Consider the following 22,323-nt stretch of genomic DNA (forward strand, 5'->3'; position numbering starts at 1 on the left):
TAACCATTGATGGAACCAGCATACAGAAATCATAAACCAATTTCTTTTCCATCCGTATTTAACGCAGCGCAAAGCTATTGGCTTACACGCTTTGTAATACTGCGGTTGCTGGGTTTAATTTATGCTATTGCATTCCTTGTTGCCATCAATCAAATAATTCCATTAATTGGTGAGGATGGCTTGCTGCCAATAAGCAATGCTGTTGAAATGGTCCGCAAAGCCATTGGTTCAACAGAAGGTTTTATTCGTTTGCCATCTATATTCTGGTTCAATCATTCCGATGGCATGTTGCTTTTTATTGCATGGCTTGGGTTTATACTTTCCTGTATTATGATTGCAGGATATACTAATGCTATTATACTTTTTGTGCTTTGGTTTTCATATATGTCGTTTGTGCATCTCGGTCAGGATTGGTACGGTTACGGATGGGAAATACAATTGCTTGAAACAGGTTTTCTTTCCATCTTTCTCTGCCCGTTAATTAATATGCGGCCTTTTCCAAAACAGGCGCCGCCGTTACAAATCATCATACTGTTTCGATGGCTGATATTTCGTATTATGCTTGGCTCAGGCTTAATCAAAATACGTGGCGATGAAATATGGCGCAATGGCACAGCTTTGTATTATCATTTTGAAACGCAGCCAATACCAGGGCCTTTAAGCAGGTGGTTTCATTTTTTGCCACACAGTATTTTGAAAATAGGCGTATGGTTTAATTTTCTTGCAGAATTGATAGCGCCGATGTTTGCATTCTGGCCAGGAACGGCAAGGCATATCGCGGGTGTAATCATTATTTTGTTTCAACTGAATATTTTTATCAGCGGCAATCTTTCTTTTTTAAACTGGCTTACCATTATTCCTGCGCTGGCTTGTTTTGATGATGGGTTCTGGAGCAGAATATTACCAGGCAAACTCGTTGAAAAAGCCAAAGCTGCAGAAGCAAATTGCGAACCATCCAAACCCATGCAAACAACAGCGTGGATTGTAACTGTTATTGTAATATTTCTTAGTGTTGGCCCGGTAATTAATTTGTTTTCTTCCAAACAAATAATGAATACTTCATTTGATCCGTTTGATCTTGTAAATACGTATGGCGCTTTTGGTACGGTTGGACAGGAACGTTATAATGTAGTCTTTGAAGGCACATTGGATAATGATTCAACTGATAAGGCTAACTGGCAGCCATATATTTATAAAGGCCTTCCTGTTGGGTTAGATAAACGGCCGCCGCAAATTGCGCCTTATCATTTAAGGTTCGACTGGCAGATGTGGTTTGCATCTATGTCAACTGCAGACCAATATCCATGGACCTATAATCTTGCCTGGAAATTATTGCATAATGATGCCAATGCAGTGAGTTTGTTTGCTGAAAATCCTTTTAAAGATAGACCTCCCAAATATGTGCGTGCTGTTTTATATAAGTATGCTTTTGCAAAACCCGGTAATGCACAAAAGCTTTGGTGGACAAGGAAAGAAATAGGTTTGTGGTTGCCTGTTTTATCAGTAAATAACCAGCAGTTAATTGATTATTTAAAAAGCGAAGGCTGGTTGAAGTAACACATAAAAAGACAAATATTTAATACGCAATATTCAATATTCAAAGCTCAGTAAGTGGATGTTTTTACAATTGAGTATTGTGTTGTTGAATATTGAAAATTTCAATACTTAACACTTATAAATCATTCAACGCAATCAACTTTCCATAAGCTTCTTTTCAATAATCCGGTGATGGCCAAAAGGATCAACAATTGTTCCTGCCGGTAGTTATAATCACAATCCTGAACAGAGCTTAATTCTTTTGCATGATTTAAAATTCAAATTAAATTTTTGCCTGTTCTGTAACAGGTTCCTTTAAATAACCCGATCAATTGCTCATGCTGATTCTTTATTTCAACAAGATAAACGCCTGTATTTTTTCCATTGCGTATTTCTTTGGCCTCGGCAGTTAAAACATCATCAACATAAACAGGTTTTAAAAAAGAGATGGCTGTTTCTAAGGCCAGTGATAAATTATTACGACTGTTACAGGCAAAGGCAAAAGCGCTGTCGGCCAGCGAAAAGGCAATACCGCCATGCACTACATTCAAGCCATTCATCATTTCCTGTCGCACCTGCATTTTTATTTTACTGTACCCTTCGCCAACTTCTACTAATTCAATGCCCAGCCATTGGCTGAAGCCATCTTTTTGCAGTATATGTTTAATGATTGATTGTGGTGTAGCTGTTTGCATGCAGTGGTAATTTATAAAGTGAATATAAAGAACAATTGCATTTCTTAAACATTAAAAAAGCTGTTAGGTTATCAGTGATTAAATAACTATATGCAGCTAACTAAAGTCAGACCGTTAAGCATTATCTTATATTAATTCAATTTATTTAAATATCCTGCTGACTAATTTTCCAATCTCTACAAAATCACTGTGGTTACTTACCAGCCTTACTTCCATATCATCCTCAGTTGATAAAGTATAAGGATAAACAAGCAGGTAATTTTTATCAGCAAAATACCTGTTGAGTAATTCGGGAAACCTGCGCATCTGCGGCAGGTACGACCGCATGCCCCGCTTAGGCATTAATACAATCAGGCCTTCATCATCATCAACATTGTTGGATATTTTTTCTACATCAGACCACTTTTCCACGGGATTAAATTCCGCTTCAATATTGGCCTTTTTAATAATATTCTTAAGAATGCTGAGAATATCAGCCGATGAATAGAATTCCATTAACGCACCTGAATTGCGCGCTATATTCCAAACCCTCAGCAAGGCATAAAAGAAACCAGGTTCTGTATCAAATTTTGGCGGAATAAAAACAATATATCTTTTTATGGTTGAGATGGGCTGCGCCGCATGATAGATTAATACATTAATGGTTTGATTTTGCAAATAGCCGTTGTATAAATTATAAGCAAACGATGCAGAGAACCCTTTATCTTCTTCCAGGCCTATAAGCAGATCAGTGATCTTCTTTTCTTTCACTACATTGTTGATGCCATTGATCACATCATTATCATAACGTGTAAGCGGCGTAAGCGTTACATCTGATGCTGAAGCTGTATGCACGGCTTCATCTAATATTTTTTCTGCATTCTTTACAGAAGATTCATTTTTTTCTTCATTAATAACATTCAGTGCAAACATCCTGTCGGTATTGGCTTTTGCTTTTATCATTGTTGCCAGGTTTACCATTCGTTCCACAGTTTCCGGATAATTTACAGCAAGCAGCATGGCTTCTTCTTTATCAGCATTGTCTGCAATTGTATCTTCCTGATCACTTTCGGCAATTTTTCTTGCATTTGCCATAGACACAAACGATGATAAAGTACAGGAAACAAGAATGAGCAGGATGCTTCCGTTCAATACATGTTCATTTAATAAACGCACCGGCTCACCGGCTTCATTTTCTGCAATGATGATATTATACCCCACCATTACAGACGCCAGCGTGGCAGCGGCAGATGCCGAACTCAGGCCGAAGATTAGCCCGCCTTCATTCTTTGTAAGCCTGAATGATTTTTGCGTTGCTTTTGCTGCAAGGTATTTGCCGCCAAATGATACGGCCATCATAAATGCAGCTACTTTAAGTGTTTCCCAACTGCTGAAGAATACCTTGAAGTCGATGATCATGCCCACACTTATCAAAAAGAAAGGAATAAAAATAGCATTGCCTACAAATTCAACCCTGTTCATTAAAGCAGAAGTGCGTGGTATAAGCCGGTTTAATGCAAGGCCTGCGAAAAAGGCGCCTATGATGGCTTCAATGCCCGCTATTTCCGCAAGCATTGCAGCGAGGTAAATCATCACCAACACAAAAATGTATTGTGATATTTTATCATCAACCTTTTTAAAGAACCACCGGGCTATTACCGGAAAAACCACCAGCACGGTTAATCCAAAAACAACTAACGATATAGAAAGCATGACCCAAAAACTGCTGCCTGTTTCACCCTTGGCCATACCTACTGTGGCAGCCAGCACAAGCAGGGCTAAAATATCTGTAATCATTGTTCCGCCAACTGTGATATTCACAGCTTTGTTTTTAACAACGCCAAGCTTGCCTAAAAGCGGGTATGCAATTAAAGTGTGGGAAGAAAAAAGACTTGCAAACAGCAAGGAAGTTAGTACAGAAAAACCAAGCAGGTAATACCCGCCGAGATAGCCTAAAACCAAGGGAAGAAAAAAAGTGTATCCGCCGAATGCAAGGCTTTTCCATTTGTTTCTTTTAAAGTCGCCCATGTCTATCTCAAGGCCGGCCAGGAACATGATATACAATAAACCGGTGGTACCAATTACCACAACGCTGCTGTCGCGTGCCAGTAAGTTAAAACCGTTTGGGCCAATAACAGCGCCGGCAATAATAAGCCCGATTAAATGCGGCACTTTTATTTTATTAAGCAGGATAGGCGCAAAAAGAATAATAATTAACTCTACCAAAAATTTTAATACCGGCTCTTCTATTGGCAGCGATATATCCAGGACATTCAATAAGATCATTCGTTATTATTCTTTGTTTGAAACTCTGTTTAGTTCTACTGAAAATTTAGCTGTGCAGGCGCTGTCTATTGCAATGGTGCGTGTGCCCTTTAATTTATCGGGAGCGGTTTCATTTAACAGCACATGCATCGTTACTTTTTTAGGCGCAGTGGAATCTGTTGAAAAATCAAGATTAATTTGATTATTGGAATATTCGGCCAGGTAAATACGTACAAGCTTATTATTACTGATAACTTTAGTTACCATTTGTGAAGAATCACTGCTAAAATCCCAAAGATCGGAGCGCTGGTCGCCAACAATATAATCGCTGCAGTTAGATTCTGTGCAAACAACCTTACTGTTCCAGAGGCCTTCAATCTGTGTTGGCCAACCGGGCGGGGCGATAGTATCTTTTTTTGCAAGCAGGCTGTCACGCATTTTTAATAGCGACTGGTAATCGGCCTCCCTGAGTGCAAACTGATTTTCTTTTTCAAGTAATATTTGTTCCCGTTTATTTAGTTCCTGTTCACGCACATCATCCCTGCAGCCAGCCATAAAAAAAATTGCAATGAAAAACAGGCAGGCGAACATTCGTGTAATAAATTTTTGTTTCAATATGCAGTAATATTTTATGTGATTATTTTAAAGTTACAGTTTTTACGCTAAAGTATTTTCATCTGCAGTTGTTATAATAGTATTTTATAACTGAAGTAAAGCGTTTATAAATTTGCATCATGAAATTTGCGCAAATTGTTCTATTAAGTATCTGCTGCTTTTATATAACCGCCTGCGCTAACAAACAATCACCGCCGGATAAAAAGTTAGTGCAAACAGATGCCACAGCATTACAAACATCATTATTTGCGCCGGACTCTTTTCCTATAAAGAAAATTATTGAAAATGTTGTTTGCAGAAATGATGCGACACAATCATATACATTATACATTCCGTCTTATAAAACCAATGCGGTTATTTACTTTTTTGATCCGCATGCAGCCGGTGCATTGCCTGTAACAAATTATAAACAACTTGCAGATGCTTATAATTTTGTTTTGATTGGAAGCAACAATTCAAAAAACGGAAATGATTTTCAAACAGCAGAAAAAATCTGGCAGGTTTTATTTAATGATACACAAGCAAGGTTGCAGTTAAACAAAAGCAGGATTTACGTTTGCGGGTTTTCAGGCGGGGCAAAGGTTGCAAGCTATCTTGCTTTACATCATCCTGAGATAAAAGCCGTGATTGCAGGCGGCGCAGGGCTGCCCGATGAAACGCCAGCATCTAACTTCAGTTTTAGTTTTACTGGAATTGCCGGCAAAGGTGATATGAATATGACAGACCTTGCTGCTCTAAACAACAGCCTTGATAAAACACAAACGCGTCATCGCCTTATCTTATTTGATGGTAAACATGAATGGTGCCCTGGAAGCACGATGGACATTGCTTTTGCGGGATTGGAATTAGATGCAATGCGCAATAACATTATTCCCAAAAACGGTTCACTGATAAATACATTTATCAGTAACAGCAAAAAAAGTGTTGAGGCATCATTAAAAAAGAATGATTATATACAGGCATCTGATGAATGCATGCTTGCCATGAATATGCTTGATGGTTTAGCTGATGTTGCTTTCTTCAAACAAAAAAATAATGCTATTGTAAATGATGCTGCTTATAAAAAACAATTGCAGCAACAGCAACAACTATTTGCAATTGAACAAAACAAAAAAGCAGAATACAATGCACAGTTTCAAAATGGCGATATGAATTACTGGAATAAAACAATTAACGATTTAAATATAAAAGCAAAAGGCACAACGCCTGGTGCGGCTATGAACCAGCGGCTGCTTGCATACTTGTCGCTGGCTTTTTATTCAATCAGCAACCAGTTTATCAATCAAAATCAAAATGAAGGCGCCGGTTATTTTGTATCGCTTTATAAAATGGCAGATCCCACTAATAGTGAAGCATGGTATTTTTCTGCCATAATAAACGCAAGAAATAACAATGCAAACGCTGCGCATGATGATCTCGTGAAAGCGGTTGCAAATGGCTTTAATGATAAAGCAAGAATGGTGCAGCAGCCTGAGTTCATCAAGCTTCAGCCGCAAATAAACCTGCCTCTCATTCCCGGCCCATAATTATTTCAGCCGGATATATTTTTCAATGTTTATCCTGTTCACGCCAATGCTGTCAATCTTTTCAATGCCTTGCTGCGTAAGCGTATCATTATTGATGGTGATGGTGAAATGAAAATCGTTGCCTTCCCATTCCCGCGCATTGCAATATTCAAGGTGCTCGGTGTAATTACAGTCGTTTAATTCGTATTCACCGCCGCCTGATGAAAAGAAAGTAGTGGCGGAGTCTTTGCCTTTATTAAGATCATGGCCCATAAAAGCAAAATGTGTTGCATTAATAACTTTAATGAATGATTTGTCTTTTGTATAATCTGTAACAGCCGTATCATTCTTTTCAATGGTTGTGCCTGAAATAAGTTTCCAGGTGCCCTGTATGGAATTGATTGTTGTATTATCAGTTTGTGTTTGCTGGTTATTACATGCAGTTAAAATAGTAATAGTTGCGATAGTTAGAATTCTTTTCATTGATTGTTTTATTGAGATTTTTATTGAACGTAAGCAATTAATTTTTTCTGAAATAGGTGATTTGTCATCTGGGGATTAATCCAATTTTTAAATCGTAAATAATCAACAATCAATGTTCAATATTCATTTTGAATACGTTTATAATTAAATATTGATTATTTCTTAAGTAAACAACATTAATTACACGATTTCAATCAACGGATGTTTCCATGGCCCGCGGTAACTTCTTTGCAATAGTTTGGTTGCTTCTTTATCACCAATAATTTCATGCTTTACTGCATCATAACTAAGCGGCCTTTGCAACTGCATAGAAAGATTGGCCATAATGCAACTCGCCGTTGAAATATGCCCTTCTTCAATTGGTGCAACAGGTTTTATGCCTTTATCTATCGCTTCCATAAAATTTTGCATGTGCCTTCTTGTGGCAGAAGCAACGTGCAATTCAATATCAGGCTCTTTTGAATCTTCAGGATATTTTTCTTTCTCCCAAAGTAAATCGCCATGCAGCTTTTGCGCTTTATTATCCGTGGGGAAAAAATCATATTTCCATACATCGCAGCAAAGCGTTCCCTTATCACCATAAATTTTAAATGCCCAGGGATAATCGGGATCAGAAGGCCTGCCCCAGGTGCGGTGCTGCCACACACAATCTATATCATCATAAGCAAAGATGGCGGTTTGCGTATCGCTGATGTTGCTGCTGCTTTCTTTATCAACAAAAATACCGCCTGTTGATGTAACGCTTTTTGGCCAGCCAAGGCCCAACATCCAGCGCACTGCATCAAACATGTGAATGCACATATCGCCCATAATGCCATTGCCATATTCCATGTAAGCACGCCAGCGGCGGTGCGGCAAACCGGTGAAAGGCCGCATGGGCGCCGGGCCTGTCCACATATCATAATCAAAAAAAGATGGTACTGGCTGCACGGTAGGATTGCCTGTTGCCCGCATGTGATAATAGCAACACATTTCCGCATGATGGATTTTACCGAGCATGCCGGTATCAATAATTTTTTGTTTAGCTTCCACCAAATGCGGGGTGCTTCTGCGTTGCGTGCCCACCTGTACCACGCGGTTATATTTTTTGGCTGCCGCAACTATTGCTTCGCCTTCCTGCACATCAACACTAATGGGTTTTTGAAGATAAACATGTGCACCTGACCGTAACGAATCTATTGCCTGCAATGCATGCCAGTGATCGGGCGAGCCGATCAAAACAACATCTGGTTTTGTTTCATCTAAAAGCTTACGATAATCTTTATACAGCCTGGGCTTTTGATGATTTTGCTGCCGTTCACTTACCATTTGTGCAGCGTGGTTCAGCATATTTTCATCCACATCAGATAATGCCACAACATCAACCGGCGCCACTTGTATTAACCTGAATAAATCACTTTTGCCATACCAGCCGGCGCCAATTAATGCCACTTTTTTTGAAGGTGCATTTTGAAGGCTAAGCTTATCAATATTTAATGCACTTAAAGCAAGCAGCGAAGCGCTGTTACGTAAAAAATCCCGGCGATAAATTTTGTGTTCGTTCATGATGTTATTTGAAACTTTTTAGTTGCAGCCAAAGGTGTTTGACGCTTTAAAAAAGTCTGGCACCCAGGCCGTAAATTGATTAATATGTTGCAATCGAACAGAGCAACCGGCAATATAAATTCTTTTATTTATAGATGGCAACTTCGTTTAACCCATCACTTGTTTTTACGCCGCGGTACATGCCTTCGCTGTTAAATAACAAGGCAAAATTTCCTTTTGCATCAACGCCAATTATGCCGCCTTCCCCGTTTATGGCAACCAGTTTTTCATTCACCACTTTATTCATGGCATCATGCAAATTCATATTGGCATATTCCATCAGGCAGCTTACATCATAGGCTGCAACGACTTTAATAAAAAGCTCACCGTGGCCTGTGCAGCTTACAGCGCAGGTTTTATTATTGGCATACGTGCCGCATCCAATTAAAGGGCTGTCGCCAATGCGGCCATAATTTTTATTCGTCATGCCGCCGGTGCTTGTTGCAGCGGCAATATTGCCCTGCATATCGCAGGCAACAGCGCCAACTGTTCCAAATTTTTTACCTGTATTTTTTACGGAATGATCAAGCTGGTAAGCATCTGAACCCTTCATTTCATTCCATTGATCGTACCTGAATTTTGAGAAGAAATATTCATCGGGCTCAAACACAAAACCCTGCTCTTTAGCGAAGTTGGCGGCGCCGTCTCCGCATAACATTACATGTTCTGTTTTCAGCATAACGGCTTCTGCAAGTTTTATGGGATTACGTATGTGCTGAACTCCACACACGGCGCCCGCCATAAGATCTGCGCCATTCATGACCGCGGCATCCATTTCATGCAGGCCTTTTTTAGTGAACACAGAACCACGGCCTGCATTAAATAAGATATCATCTTCCAGCACAATAACTGCCGCAACAGCGGCGTCCATTGCGGTGCCGCCGTTTTCCAAAATAGAATAGCCTGCGTTCAGCGCCTGTTGCAAACCGCGCTTATAATTTTGTTCGAGCCCAGGTGTCATATTCGTTTGAAGAATAGTGCCTGCGCCGCCATGCACTGCAATTGTGTATTTCATTCTGTGAATAAAAATAGTTGTTTAGAAAGATAACCGGCAACAGTAATTACATTTTAAATATGAAGCTTATTCACAACATAAAAATTATTAGAATACAACAGCAAACTTATACCGGAAGCGTAATTATAAACGTTGTGCCTTCGCCTTCTTTGCTTTCAACGTTTATTGTTCCGTTATGTTGTTTGGTAATAATGTCATAAGTCAGGCTAAGGCCTAAGCCTGTGCCTTCACCGGTTGGCTTTGTTGTAAAAAAAGGCTGGAATATTTTATTGATAACATTTTGCGGAATGCCGTTTCCATTATCAATAACTTTTATTTCAATGCTTTCATTTCCGGAAGGAGAGTTATGTACCCTTTGTGTGGCAACGGAAATCAAAGCCTTGAATTTTTCACCTTCATTCTTACGCCTTTCATTCACTGCATAAAATGCGTTATTAAAAAGGTTCAGCAATACCCTTCCAATATCCTGCGGGATGATATTTATTTTACCGGCATTTTCATCAAGGCTTGTTTTAAATTCAGCATTAAAGTTTTTATCTTTTGCACGCAGGCCATGATAACTCAACCGCAAATACTCATCGCAAAGTGCATTAATATCAGTTGGCTCTTTTGCACCTGAACTTTTTCTTGAGTGTTGCAACATGCCTTTAACAATGGCATCGGCACGTTTGCCATGATAATTTATTTTTGAAAGGTTTTGCTGTAAGTCTGCTGCAATAGCTTTTACTTCCGGAATATTATTATTGTCAATTTCATCAATCAATTCAGTTATCAACTCTTCATTCACTTCACTAAAATTGTTTACAAAATTTAAAGGGTTTTGAATTTCGTGTGCAATGCCTGCCGTAAGCTCTCCAAGCGATGCCATTTTTTCGCTCTGTATTAATTGCGCCTGTGTTGATTTCAATTCCGATAAAGTACTTTCTGCTTTTTGCTTTTCTCTTCGTAATAAAAGATTTGCTTTTTGTTTATGCCTGCTATTTCTGAATTGTATGATTGCAATAACCACAACTGCAAGTACTGCAATAGCCAGCGCAAAAATTATAAATAACTGCTGGTTTTTTATTCGTTTTGCTTTCTCATCTTTTTTGTCCTGTTCTGCTTTTGCAATTGCCTGTTTTTTTTCAAAATCATAGTTCATGGAAAGCTCCGTTGCTTTTCTAACATTGTCTTTACGGCGAACAGAATCTGTAATACTTGCGAATAATTTATGATTTAACAGGGCTTTCTTATAATCACCTGTAAATTCATAACAGCTTGAGAGATTTTTATACGCTTCTGCATATGCCTCAAGATAAATATCAGAACCACTGAGCGCATCAAAGCTCTTTTCATAATGAACGATGGCAGTTTTGTAATCTTTATCCAGATAATATATTTCACCCATTGCTGATTGAGCCTGCGAAATATTAAGTTGCTGATTGGATGAATCTGCAACTAAAATTGCCTGCCTGTTTAATGCTATTGCCTCTTTGATTTTATTTAATTTGGCAAGGGCTAATGCAGCCTTAGAGAGGCTGGCTGCCTTTATTCCCTGGTCCCCGAATTCTGTTGCGAGGTTAGCTGCTTTCATACCATATTGATAAGATTTATTCCATTGTTCGTACGCAGAATATAAGGACGACAGGTTGGAATATCCATACAGTTCAACATTCTTTAAATCCTTTTTAAGGGCAAGGTTAACTGATTTTAGAAATGCTTGTTCGGCTTTAGCAGAATCGCCAATATTCTGGTAAGTGTTGGCAAGGTTAAGAAGTGTATAAGCCTGGCTTGTTTCATCATTTAAGGATTCTGCAAGTTTTAAACTCTTTTGTTCATACTCAAGCGCCTTGGGAAAGTTAGAGAGTTGCTGATAACCGATTGCTATATTTGTATATACATCTGCCAAACTGTTTAAGATGTTGTGCCTTTCATAAATCCCAATAGCCTTTTCGGATAATTTAATTGACGAATCGTACCTGCTTTGCATTCCATACATTAACCCACGATTTGTATACAAGTCAGCGAGGCTTACCGAATCATGAGGTTTAATAAATCCTGCAAGAAAAATAAATTGCTGTTCAGCAGCCGCATAATTTCCTTTATAACAATAGTTCGTAGAAAGTTTTACTCTTGCATCTAATTCGCCTTGATAAAAATTTATTTTTTGTGCTGATTGTGCGTTTTGCTCACCAAGAATAATAGCAGAATCAAGATTCACTGAACTAAGAAAATCTATTTTCCTGTTGATAAGATTAATGCGGGTGGTATCAGATTGCTCTTTTCTAATCAGGTTGTTTATGCTGTCAATTTTGGTATTTTGGGTGAAGCCACAATGCAATAACAAGCAGAAGGATACGGCAAGGTAATATCTCATAATAGTAAGCTAAGGCGTAAATAATATTCTTTAAAGATAATTCAATTGTGAAATGGCGGCTCCTGCGCTTCCTTATTTATGTATATTTCCTTTTTTGTTTTAAACTTAGCTAACTGTTACAGGCAGATTGATAATAAACGCAGTGCCTTCACCTTCTTTGCTTTCAACATTTATACTTCCGTTATGTTGCTTGGTAATAATATCATACGTTAAGCTCAGGCCTAAACCGGTTCCTTCGCCCGTTGGCTTCGTTGTAAAAAAAGGCTGGAATATTTTATTGATAACATTTTGCGGAATGCCTTTTCCATTATCAATAACTTTTATTTCAATGCCTTCTTCACCAGTTTTCTTTGTCTGGATGATAACCATTGGTTTATAATCTGCGCCTGCGGTTTTCTTCTTATCGTTTACTGCATAAAATGCGTTGTTTAAAAGGTTAAGCAATACCCTTCCAATATCCTGCGGAACCAGGCTAATCTTGCCTATGCTTTCATCAAGGTCTGTTTTAAACTCCGCGTTAAAGCTTTTATCCTTCGCCCTCAAACCGTGATAACTCAATCGTAAATATTCATCGCAAAGTGCATTAATATCAGTTGGCTCTTTTGTACCTGAACTTTTTCTTGAATGCTGCAACATCCCCTTTACAATGCCATCGGCACGCTTGCCATGAAATGCAATTTTTTCGTTGTTGGCAATAATATCAGCTAATAATTCATCTTCCAGTGTTTTATCTTTTTGTTCATCGGGCTTCAGCCATTCCTGTTTTAATTCATCAATCAGTTCATTATTTACTTCAGAAAAATTATTGATAAAGTTGAGCGGGTTTTGAATTTCATGTGCAATGCCCGCGGTAAGCTCGCCCAGCGAGGCCATTTTTTCAGATTGTATAAGTTGCGCCTGTGTTGATTTTAGTTCACTTAATGTATTTTCAAGGGCTTCTTTCTGCTGCGTAAGCTCTGCCGTGCGTTCGGCCACCTGCACTTCAAGCTCCGCTTTCATAGCAGTTATAATCCTGTTGTTTTCCTGTTCGTCCAGTGCTTTCTGGCGGGCTTTTGTTAATTCTTTCTGTTGCCTGCGGCTAACCATCCAAACGCCAAATCCCCATATTACAGCAAACAGCGAAATGGTACCGGCAATGTCATCTATTTTGGAATAGAAATTTTTTCCGGGAAGGTGCAGAATATCATCCAAAACCGATACGATTGCATAAGGCAATAAAGCTATCAGCAAAAATTTTACAGGTTTAAATTCTTCCTGCTTATAAATTATATACAGCAGCAGGCCAACCAGCAAATCTTCAACTATGGCAAAAATTATATTAAAAGTAGCACTGAAAGAAGCCACCGATAACTGAAGCACCATGCTACCGATAGCCGCAAACATTATTATTGATAACCGCCTGTGCCATTCGGGCATGGTAGTTTTTGTTTGCAGCGTCCTGCGCAAATAGGTAATTATTATAACTATAAGCGCAAATTGCAGGCTCATGTTCATATCTTAACTATTAGCCCTTTTAAAGTATGGGGCATTCAAAATAATAAATGTACAATCAGAAAAATAATTATTATACAGTAATAGCCGATTATTTACAACTCTATTTCCGGCAACTTCACTTTACATTTACAGCTTTTATAATCAATATGGTTTTTACGACGTGCAAAAACTATAAATTTTAAAAGTGCTGCAATGATTTTTATTACCGGTGCAACCGGGTTGCTTGGTTCATGTTTAACAAAAATGCTTGCAGGGCATGAACCTGGCATTAAGGCTTTATACCGGAAAGAAATTCCTTTTCATCACCCCGCCATAGAATGGGTGCAGGGCGATTTGTTTGATGTGATTTTACTGGAAGAAATAATGCAGGGCGTTGATGAAGTATATCATTGTGCCGGTAAAATTTCTTATAATCCAAAAGATAAAAGACAGCTTTTTAAAACCAATGCTGAAGGAACAGCGAATATTGTAAATGCGGCTTTAAATGCCGGTGTACGCAAACTATTACATGTAAGTTCTGTTGCAGCTTTAGGAAGGATACGGGAGAATACAATTATTACCGAAGAAATGCAATGGACTGCAGAAACAAGCAACAGCGTGTATGGAGAAAGTAAATACCTGGCGGAAATGGAAGTGTGGCGCGGCATGGCAGAAGGATTAAATGCGGTGATTGTTAATCCATCCATTATTCTCGGCCCGGGCAACTGGAATACAGGTTCATCCGAAATTTTTAAAACCATTTATAAAGAGTTTCCTTATTACTCGGATGGCGTAACCGGCTTTGTGGATGTGGAAGATGTTGCAAAAGCCATGATAGCTTTAATGCAAAGCAATATTTGCAGGGAGCGGTTTATATTAAGTGCAGAAAACACAGGCTATAAAGATTTATTCAATCTTATTGCCGAGGCGTTTCATAAAAAGGCGCCGTCGAAAAAAATAACGCCTTTTATGGCGGGCATTGTTTGGCGGCTTGAAGCATTAAAGAGTTTTATTACCGGCAAGACGCCATTCATTACAAAAGAAACGGCACGTACGGCGTTGGCTAAAGTATATTTTGACAACAGCAAATTATTAAAAGCAATGCCTTCTTTCAGTTATACACCTTTGCAAAAAAGCGTGGAAAGAATTTGCAATGAATTACTGGCAATAAATAATATCAAATTATAAAATTGTATTTGAAACAATTAAGCAAATTTGTAACAGCAAGTTTAAATGAGAAAACTGTCTTTATAACTACAGAGGGAACTTAGGCTAAACTGCTTTAAATTACATTTGGCAATAAAAATATTTATATGAAGATTTTGGTTGTGGATGATGAAGCCGACGTAAAAGTTTTATTTGAACAACGTTTTAGAAAAGAGATAAGGAATGGCGAGTTTGTTTTTGCTTTTGCTAATTCAGGCGAAGATGCGCTCACCTATTTAAACAATCACGAGCATGAAGTGGTGCTTATTCTTTCAGACATTAATATGCCTGGCATGAGCGGGTTGGAACTATTGCAAAAAATCAAGCAGATGTATTCCGTGCCGCCGCCTGTTGTAATGATGATTACAGCTTATGGCGATGAAGAAAATTACAACCGGTCTGTAAGTCTTGGTGCAGACGATTTCTTAACCAAACCACTCGATTTTACTCTTTTAAAAGATAAATTAAAAAAGCAGGTACATGACTAAAATATTAGTGGCAGACGACGAAACTGATCTTGAAATATTAATCAAACAAAAATTCCGTAAACAAATAAGGGAACACCAATACGAATTTGTATTTGCATTAACCGGTCGCGAAGCGCTTGAAAAACTGCAGCAAGACCCAAACATTGAACTTGTTTTCAGCGATATTAATATGCCGGAAATGGATGGCTTAACGCTGCTTGAAAAATTGCAAGATGTAAGCCCCATCATTAAAACAGTAATTGTTTCTGCTTACGGCGATATGGAAAATATACGCACCGCTATGAACCGCGGCGCTTTTGATTTTATAACCAAGCCCGTAAATTTTGCAGATTTTGAGCTCACGCTTAAAAAAACCATTGAGTATGTTACACAGTTAAAACAAACACTGCAGGCCATTAAAGAAAACAACATTTTAAAAATGTATGTGGATGAATCGGTGCTGAAGTTTATGGAGAAAAAAGAATTTGAGCAATCACTTACCATCAATGAAAATATTGAAGCAACTGTTATATTCATTGATATATGTGGTTTCACATCCATAACAGAAAAAGAAAAGCCCGATGTGGTTGTGCACCTGCTCAATACTTATTTTGACGTTATTGTAAAAGAGATAACCGCGCAAAATGGTTATGTTGATAAGTTTATCGGCGATGCTGTAATGGCGGTATTTCATGGAGAATATCATCTCGACCGCGCCATAGAAGCCTGCCTTGCCGTGCGCAATGCCATTCACAATATGCCGCCGGAGAAAGGCATAGCAGGCTTTTTGCCGGAAGTTTCTATAGGCGCAAACAGTGGTGAAATGATATCGGGCAATATTGGCGCCGCAGGTTTGCGCAGGCTTGATTATACCGTTATTGGCGATGCGGTAAATACAGCCCAGCGCCTGCAAAGCAAAGCGCAGCCCGGGCAAATTTTAATTGAAGCAAAATCGTACGATAAAATAAAAGAATCATTTAATTGCAGGCCCGTAGGCCAGCTTGAAGTAAAGAATAAAAAGGAAATACTTGAAGTGTTTGAAGTATTGAATTAACAAAGCTTCCTATATAATTTATTGGAGCGCAAAATTTCCTTAATGGAAGTACAAAAAATACAGTCGTACATACTGGAAAAACTGCACCGGGAATTGCCTGAGTGGCTCACTTATCACAATGCAGAACATACGGAAATTGTAATAAGAAATGCTATTGAATTAGGCGAGCTGGAAGGATTGGGCACTGAAGAACTGCAGCTTCTGCAAACGGCTGCCCTTATGCACGATGCAGGTTTTTTATCAGCTTATAAAACCCACGAAGAAGCATCCTGTAATCTTTCAAGGGAGTTACTACCGCAATATGGTTACACTCCTTCACAGGTTGAAACTATTTGCGAAATAATCATGTCCACAAAAGTGCCGCAGCAGCCAAAGAACCACCTTTCAAGAATTCTTTGCGATGCTGATGTTTATTATATAGGCACGGATGATTACAACGTTTTCTCAAACAGGCTTTACCGTGAATTAAAATACCGCGACCCTAATCTCAGTAATGAAGAATGGTTAAAAAAGCAGGTTGATTTTTTAAAGTCGCATAATTTTTTTACGGAAAGTGCAAAGGAAAAACTTACTGCGCGCAAAGAGGCCAACTTGAAAAAACTCAGCCGCCAGCATCATACAAAAACAAAAACGCAGAAAGATTTCAGCTTTGCAGATATACTCTTAATGATATTTGGCGTGGCCACTGCGGGTTTTGCCTTAAAAGGGTTTCTTGTTCCCAATCATTTCTTTGATGGCGGCATGACGGGTATATCACTGCTTATTCATGAGATATATCATGTAAACCTTGCAGTAGCAATTATAGCAGTGAATGCACCGCTTATAATTATGAGCTCCTTTATTGCAAGCAAAAACTTTGCGATTAAAACGTTTATCTGTATTATCTTACTTGGCCTCTGCCTCTACCTCGTTCCTTATCCTCCAATTACGAAAGATACTTTACTGATATCCATTTTCGGCGGGTTCTTTCTTGGTGTAGGCATTGGCCTTACCATGCGTGGCGGCTGTGCTGTGGATGGAATTGAAGTGCTGGCACTATATACATTAAGGCATACAAGTTTTACTATTAGCGAAATTGTACTTGGCTTAAACATTATTATTTTCAGTATTGCTGCATTTAAGTTTGGCATTGAAACTTCACTTTATTCTATGCTCACTTATTTTACCGCATCCAAAACAGTTGATTATGTAGTGGAAGGCATTGAAGCTTATACCGGGGTAACTATTATTTCGGGCAACAGTGAGCGCATAAAAGAAAAGCTGGTGAACGAAATGGGACGCGGCATAACTATTTACAAAGGTGAACGCGGCTTTCTTCCAGGAAAATACGAAGTGCATACTGACGTTGATATCATCTTTACCGTAATAAGCAGGCTCGAAATGCGCAAGCTTAAAAATCTTGTATATGCTGAAGACCCGAAGGCATTTGTATTTGCCGGTACTATAAAGGAAACGGCAGGCGGCGTATTAAAACGCCGGCCCCCGCATTAAAAAGAATCAGCCACAATACATAGGTTTTCAACCCCGGCCAAAATTTTCTTTTTTGTGCAGGGTCTTTCTTTAAGTCTCCGGGCAGCAGGCTGTAATGCCGGTTTCATTTGTTTAATGTATTTGGCCCACCATTGCTGATTGAAAAAGAACTACAAACCCCATAAGCCGGATTCTGTTTTAAGCTATCATTTATCTGTGCTGCCTACCCAGAAACAGAGCGGGCAACTCTATAGCTTCTTTACGTGGCATTGCAGCGCCCAAGGTTTACCCTCCTGTTGCATCACTGCAACAGAACGTGAGCTCTTACCTCACATTTTCACCGTAGCCTTGCCATTCCCTTTCCTTAGGAGAGGGTTAGGGAGAGGCTGTTATTTTCTGTGGCACTTTCTCTTTTCCCGGAAACCGGGAAAGCCATGTTTAACACATGGTGGGCTGCCCTGTGCTGTCCGGACTTTCCTTTCCAAATATAATTCGGAACGATAGCGCGGGTTTGTAGCATCGCAAAATTACTAAGAAGTTATCGCACATAGGTTGCAGAGCCAGCAGATGCCTTGTAACTCTTTTACTTCATGCGAAAAAATTAATTTCATTTGAAAAAAACTGTGAAAGAATTAAATTTTAATCTTCCCATTTTTTCAATTCAACGGTGTTGCCATCAAATACGGCATAAGTAAAATGCGTGATCCAGTCGCCGAGATTAATATATTCAGCGTTATCGTTAAGCTTAATTTTTAAGGGCAGGTGGCGATGGCCGAAAATGAAATAACCAAAATGTTCTTTTGCCAGTACTTCCCGGCAAAAAATAACCAGCCATTCATTATCCTCGCCTAAAAAAACGGCATCGGATGATCCTGTTTTTTGCCTGCTTTTCCTGCTGAAATAATTAGCAAGGCGCATGCCCCAGGTGGGATGCAATTGCCCAAACGCCCATTGGCAGAATTTATTTCTGAATATCTTTTTAAGAAATTTATAGCCATGATCGCCCGGCCCCAAACCATCGCCATGGCCGATGAAAAATTTTTTATTATTCCATGTAAAAGTCCTGGGCTCAAAATAAACAGGTATGTTTAATTCAGTTTGAAAATAATCCCGCATCCACATATCATGATTACCAGCAAACAGCATAACGGGAATGCCGCTATCAGTAATCTCCGCCAGTTTGCCAAGCAGCCTTACAAAATGTTTTGGAACAACGGTTTTATATTCATACCAAAAGTCAAACACATCGCCATCAACAATTATGGCAGCAGCATCGCAACGAATACTTTCTAAAAAAGCAACAATCTTTTTTTCTCTTACCAAGCTTGCAGCAAAATCAGGAGCACCCAGATGAAAATCGGAGAGAAAATAAATTTTTTTACCGGGCAATAACTCCATTAAAGCTTAAACATTAGGTGGAAATAATGGAAGATTAATCAAGAAAATCTTCATCTTCTTTTTTACTGTGTTTGGCAAAGGCCTTTTCTATAGCGCCGCCAAACATAGGAAATTTGCTTTTGGCAAAATCTTTTACAATGGTTATGGCCTGTAATGCCTGCTTTTCGGTAAGGCCGGCTTCATTTATCAATTTATTAATAAGTTCCTGCATATTTTTTATTTCAAACGAAAGCAAATTTAATTCCTGGAAAATAAATCGTTTATCTTTTAACAGCAGCGGGAATTGTTCTGTTCAATATTCATAAAACCCTTTACCACTTTTTTTGCCAAGCTCATTTGCATCTACTTTGGCTTTTTGCAAACGCGAAGGTTCTAAACGTTCAGGCCTGCCCAGTTCATTCCAAACAATATTGCTTACTGCATAATTTACATCAAGCCCAATCAGGTCCATCAATTTAAAAGGGCCCATTTTAAAACCGGTAGCTTCCATAATTGTATCGATAGTTTTTACATCTGCAATACCACTTTCAACCAATCGCATTGCTTCAAGATAATAATGTCTTGCCACGCGGTTTACAATAAATCCAGGCGCATCATTACACACAACTGCTGTTTTACCTAATTGCTCAGTAAACTTTTTTAATGTATCAGTAACTTCCTCAGTTGTATGCTCCGTGCGGATGATTTCCACCAGCTTCATTAACGGTGCAGGATTAAAAAAATGCAAGCCTGCAAAACGTGAAGCATACTTTTTTCCACTGCTTAATGCCGTAATGGAAATAGATGATGTATTGGTTGCAAAAATGGCAGCATCGGTGTTTATTTCGGCGAGTTCATCAAATAAATTTTGTTTGATAAGCTTATCTTCCACAACCGCTTCTATAATCAATTCGCCTACACAGTTTTTTATAGAAGATATAAATGCAATACGTTGCAGTGTATCGTTTTTTTGCGCTTGCTGAAGCCTGCCTTTTTCAACAAGTTTTTGAAGGTTATTTTCAATGGAAGTTTTGCTTTTTTCAAGCATGTTTTCATTCACATCAAACTGAATTACATTGATGTTGTTTGATGCAATAACCTGTGCAATTCCGCTGCCCATGGTTCCGGCCCCGCAAACACAAATAGTTTTAATCACTGGCAAGAAAATTTATTTTAAATTTATGCGTTATAAAGATGCTGATTTATTCAGGAAAACGCACGATTATTCCTTTATCTTTTACACAGGCATTGCCATTTAATTATTTGTAGTTTTACAACATGCAACAGTTAGATCTATTTAATAACAACAATGATAAGATTGCTGTTATCCGTCCTAAGAAACAACCGGAAAAGAAAGCGGTTGAAACTGCAACTCCCGCTGAAAGAAAAGCTGATGTAACACCGGTAAAACCTCCGGTTATTATCCAGTTGAATGAAGAACCTGAACCAAAGGAAGACAATAAGCCCAAAGAGAAAGCAAAACCTGTTCAGCTTATTAAGCCGCTTTCTAAAAATGCAGAGCAGCCATCAAAGCGTGGCCGTAAGTCTTTAAAAGAAATTAATCTTGATGTTGCGCTGCTTGATATTCCTGATGATGAAGTACTGTTTCAAAAGCAATATTATTCCATAAGCGAAGTGGCGCAATGGTTTAATATGAAACCTTCATTGCTGAGATTCTGGGAGAACGAATTTGATATTCTTAAGCCGCGAAAAAACAAAAAAGGCGACCGCCTTTTCAGGCCGGAAGATGTAAAAAACCTGCGGCTTATTTATTATTTATTGCGGCAGCAAAAATATTCTGTTGAAGGTGCAAGGCAGTATTTAAAAGACAACCAGAAGAAAGCCGCCATGCAGGTGCAACTGGTAGAAAGCTTAACAAAATTCCGATCCTTTCTTTTGGAAATGCGCGCTAATTTAGGCGCATGAAAAAATTTTTCCTGTTCTTATTCAGCCTGGTTATAATTGTTACAGCTAAAGCGCAGCAGCCATTTCATCCTTATGAAATAAGTTACGACTCAACTCACGGAAAGATTTTAAGAGGCCTGGTTTCACGCAGCGATATTGAAACCGATACAGTCTTTGCATGGTTTAAAAAAAATTATAATCTTGGCAGGCCCGATGCCAAAGCCGTTGCAGCTTTTAAAAAGCATGCCGGCGATTTTAAGATGTTGATTTTTGCCGGCACCTGGTGTCCCGATACCCACAACCTTTTACCGGAATTTTATCGCCTTGCTGATGCTGCAGGTTACCCCGACAATAATATTTCCCTTATTGGTGTTGATTATAACAAGACCACGTTCGATAATCTTGAAAAAACATTTAACGTTACAGAAGTGCCCACATTCATTGTTATGAAAGACGGTAAAGAAGTGGGGCGCATAGTTGAATATGGAGAAAGTGGCGAAGCCATGAAGGAACTGGGCAAAATTGTGGAAGGGCTTTAGTGGTAGTTCAACTAAGCAGTTTGATTTTGTACACTTAAGGCTAATAAAATTGCAAATAACCAACAATCAATGCTCAATATTCAATAGTCAACCGTCATCTGCCACCTATCATCCGTCAACTTCCTATCCCCGCCGCACACCATACATTCTCTCCACGTCCTGCACAATTGTTTCCATATCATGATCAGAGCCTGAAGGGTCGTAATTCTGCCGTAGGTTGGAACCGAAAATCAAAGCAACAGTTTGCCAGAAACCCGCATTGAATTTACCCTTGTAGCTTTCAATTATTTCATAGCAGTTATTGCCGGTTTGGCGATAAATCAGTTTCATTAATACCTTGCCCTGGTAAACAGAAAGCTGTGTAAGCTTATCGGCGAATTCTTTTTTCAGCTCTTTTTCACGCGACATAATAATTGCCTTACGCTTCTTTTTATCGTCCACATTTACCAGTTGTGCATTTATTTCATTCATTACTTTAGATGCCTTTATAGCATAGGGATAAGTTACGTAAACCGCATTGCGCAGCCTCGTCCATTCCACATAACGCTTTCGCTGGGCGCGTGTCATTTTCGCCAGCACATATTCATCTTCAAGCCAGGAACAGGGAATGGTATCTCCATTTGGCTCAACACACGCTTCAACAATTATCGTATCATTTACACCAAGATTAGCCCGGTTTACAATATGCGGTGGAGTTTGCGGCTGGGTTTGGGCAAAACCATGCAACACAAAACCTGTGCATAAGAAGCATGCAAGCAGGCGAAAAAAGAAAATATCTTTTTTTGTGCGCATAACGTAA

General features: G+C 38.9%; 20 protein-coding genes and 1 other RNA gene. 8 read left to right on the top strand and 13 right to left on the bottom strand.

Going from position 1 to position 22,323, the window contains the following annotated elements:
• Positions 1 to 9: 9 nt before the first annotated feature.
• Positions 10 to 1,557 (top strand): lipase maturation factor family protein, encoded by a 1,548-nt coding sequence (locus BM015_RS19535; protein WP_090662738.1) that lies wholly within the window; start codon positions 10 to 12, stop codon positions 1,555 to 1,557.
• Between the two features lie 257 nt (positions 1,558 to 1,814).
• Here BM015_RS19535 and paaI read toward each other — a convergent pair whose 3' ends face one another.
• The 3 genes from paaI to BM015_RS19550 all read right to left on the bottom strand — a co-directional run bounded on the left by paaI (position 1,815) and on the right by BM015_RS19550 (position 5,030).
• A complete protein-coding gene (gene paaI / locus BM015_RS19540) occupies positions 1,815 to 2,231 on the bottom strand; it encodes a hydroxyphenylacetyl-CoA thioesterase PaaI (protein ID WP_090662740.1) in 417 nt (138 codons plus the stop codon).
• 141 nt (positions 2,232 to 2,372) lie between these two features.
• Entirely contained in the window at positions 2,373 to 4,496 is a 2,124-nt protein-coding gene (locus BM015_RS19545; protein WP_090662742.1) for a cation:proton antiporter, read from the bottom strand.
• A 6-nt stretch (positions 4,497 to 4,502) separates the two neighbouring features.
• Positions 4,503 to 5,030, bottom strand: coding sequence for a hypothetical protein (locus BM015_RS19550; protein ID WP_218148572.1), 528 nt, complete (start codon positions 5,028 to 5,030; stop codon positions 4,503 to 4,505).
• 179 nt (positions 5,031 to 5,209) lie between these two features.
• Here BM015_RS19550 and BM015_RS19555 point away from each other — a divergent pair, with 179 nt between their 5' ends.
• The gene (locus BM015_RS19555; protein ID WP_090662746.1) at positions 5,210 to 6,616 is read left to right on the top strand and encodes an alpha/beta hydrolase family protein; all 1,407 of its coding nucleotides are present in this window, start codon (positions 5,210 to 5,212) and stop codon (positions 6,614 to 6,616) included.
• On the opposite strand, the gene BM015_RS19560 is transcribed toward BM015_RS19555, so the two are convergent.
• The 5 genes from BM015_RS19560 to BM015_RS19580 form a co-directional block, all read right to left on the bottom strand.
• Entirely contained in the window at positions 6,617 to 7,078 is a 462-nt protein-coding gene (locus BM015_RS19560) for a lipocalin-like domain-containing protein (RefSeq protein WP_090662747.1), read from the bottom strand.
• Between the two features lie 180 nt (positions 7,079 to 7,258).
• Positions 7,259 to 8,623, bottom strand: coding sequence for a Gfo/Idh/MocA family protein (locus BM015_RS19565; protein WP_090662750.1), 1,365 nt, complete (start codon positions 8,621 to 8,623; stop codon positions 7,259 to 7,261).
• A 124-nt stretch (positions 8,624 to 8,747) separates the two neighbouring features.
• Positions 8,748 to 9,677, bottom strand: a complete 930-nt coding sequence (locus BM015_RS19570; protein WP_090662752.1) for an isoaspartyl peptidase/L-asparaginase family protein — start codon at positions 9,675 to 9,677, stop codon at positions 8,748 to 8,750.
• Positions 9,678 to 9,783: 106 nt separating this feature from the next.
• Positions 9,784 to 12,033, bottom strand: a complete 2,250-nt coding sequence (locus BM015_RS19575; RefSeq protein ID WP_090662754.1) for a tetratricopeptide repeat protein — start codon at positions 12,031 to 12,033, stop codon at positions 9,784 to 9,786.
• A 105-nt stretch (positions 12,034 to 12,138) separates the two neighbouring features.
• A complete protein-coding gene (locus BM015_RS19580) occupies positions 12,139 to 13,521 on the bottom strand; it encodes an ATP-binding protein (protein WP_090662756.1) in 1,383 nt (460 codons plus the stop codon).
• Positions 13,522 to 13,719: 198 nt separating this feature from the next.
• On the opposite strand from BM015_RS19580, the gene BM015_RS19585 reads away from it, so the two are divergent.
• From BM015_RS19585 to BM015_RS21450, 4 genes are all read left to right on the top strand, one after another.
• Positions 13,720 to 14,694 (top strand): NAD-dependent epimerase/dehydratase family protein, encoded by a 975-nt coding sequence (locus tag BM015_RS19585; protein WP_090662758.1) that lies wholly within the window; start codon positions 13,720 to 13,722, stop codon positions 14,692 to 14,694.
• Between the two features lie 125 nt (positions 14,695 to 14,819).
• Positions 14,820 to 15,200, top strand: coding sequence for a response regulator (locus tag BM015_RS19590; RefSeq protein WP_090662760.1), 381 nt, complete (start codon positions 14,820 to 14,822; stop codon positions 15,198 to 15,200).
• Positions 15,193 to 16,233, top strand: coding sequence for an adenylate/guanylate cyclase domain-containing protein (locus BM015_RS19595; protein WP_090662762.1), 1,041 nt, complete (start codon positions 15,193 to 15,195; stop codon positions 16,231 to 16,233). Before BM015_RS19590 ends, BM015_RS19595 begins: the two co-directional genes overlap by 8 nt.
• Positions 16,234 to 16,275: 42 nt before the next feature.
• Positions 16,276 to 17,724, top strand: a complete 1,449-nt coding sequence (locus BM015_RS21450) for a YitT family protein (RefSeq protein WP_143075927.1) — start codon at positions 16,276 to 16,278, stop codon at positions 17,722 to 17,724.
• Between the two features lie 145 nt (positions 17,725 to 17,869).
• Here BM015_RS21450 and rnpB read toward each other — a convergent pair.
• The 4 genes from rnpB to BM015_RS19620 form a co-directional block, all read right to left on the bottom strand.
• Positions 17,870 to 18,220, bottom strand: an RNA gene (gene rnpB, locus BM015_RS19605) — RNase P RNA component class A.
• Positions 18,221 to 18,342: 122 nt separating this feature from the next.
• Positions 18,343 to 19,101, bottom strand: a complete 759-nt coding sequence (locus BM015_RS19610; protein ID WP_090662764.1) for a UDP-2,3-diacylglucosamine diphosphatase — start codon at positions 19,099 to 19,101, stop codon at positions 18,343 to 18,345.
• Positions 19,102 to 19,135: 34 nt separating this feature from the next.
• Positions 19,136 to 19,312, bottom strand: coding sequence for a hypothetical protein (locus BM015_RS21655; RefSeq protein WP_177191972.1), 177 nt, complete (start codon positions 19,310 to 19,312; stop codon positions 19,136 to 19,138).
• 81 nt (positions 19,313 to 19,393) lie between these two features.
• Positions 19,394 to 20,236, bottom strand: a complete 843-nt coding sequence (locus tag BM015_RS19620; protein ID WP_245751516.1) for a 3-hydroxyacyl-CoA dehydrogenase family protein — start codon at positions 20,234 to 20,236, stop codon at positions 19,394 to 19,396.
• Between the two features lie 122 nt (positions 20,237 to 20,358).
• Here BM015_RS19620 and BM015_RS19625 point away from each other — a divergent pair, with 122 nt between their 5' ends.
• Entirely contained in the window at positions 20,359 to 21,006 is a 648-nt protein-coding gene (locus BM015_RS19625; RefSeq protein ID WP_090662769.1) for a MerR family transcriptional regulator, read from the top strand.
• Positions 21,003 to 21,524 (top strand): thioredoxin family protein, encoded by a 522-nt coding sequence (locus tag BM015_RS19630; RefSeq protein ID WP_090662771.1) that lies wholly within the window; start codon positions 21,003 to 21,005, stop codon positions 21,522 to 21,524. Before BM015_RS19625 ends, BM015_RS19630 begins: the two co-directional genes overlap by 4 nt.
• 123 nt (positions 21,525 to 21,647) lie before the next feature.
• Here the strand turns inward: BM015_RS19630 and BM015_RS19635 are convergent, their stop codons facing one another.
• Positions 21,648 to 22,316, bottom strand: a complete 669-nt coding sequence (locus tag BM015_RS19635; protein ID WP_090662772.1) for a DUF4294 domain-containing protein — start codon at positions 22,314 to 22,316, stop codon at positions 21,648 to 21,650.
• Positions 22,317 to 22,323 lie beyond the last annotated feature (7 nt).

The organism is Parafilimonas terrae, assembly GCF_900115755.1.
In the GTDB taxonomy this organism is placed as follows: Bacteria; Bacteroidota; Bacteroidia; order Chitinophagales; family Chitinophagaceae; genus Parafilimonas; species Parafilimonas terrae.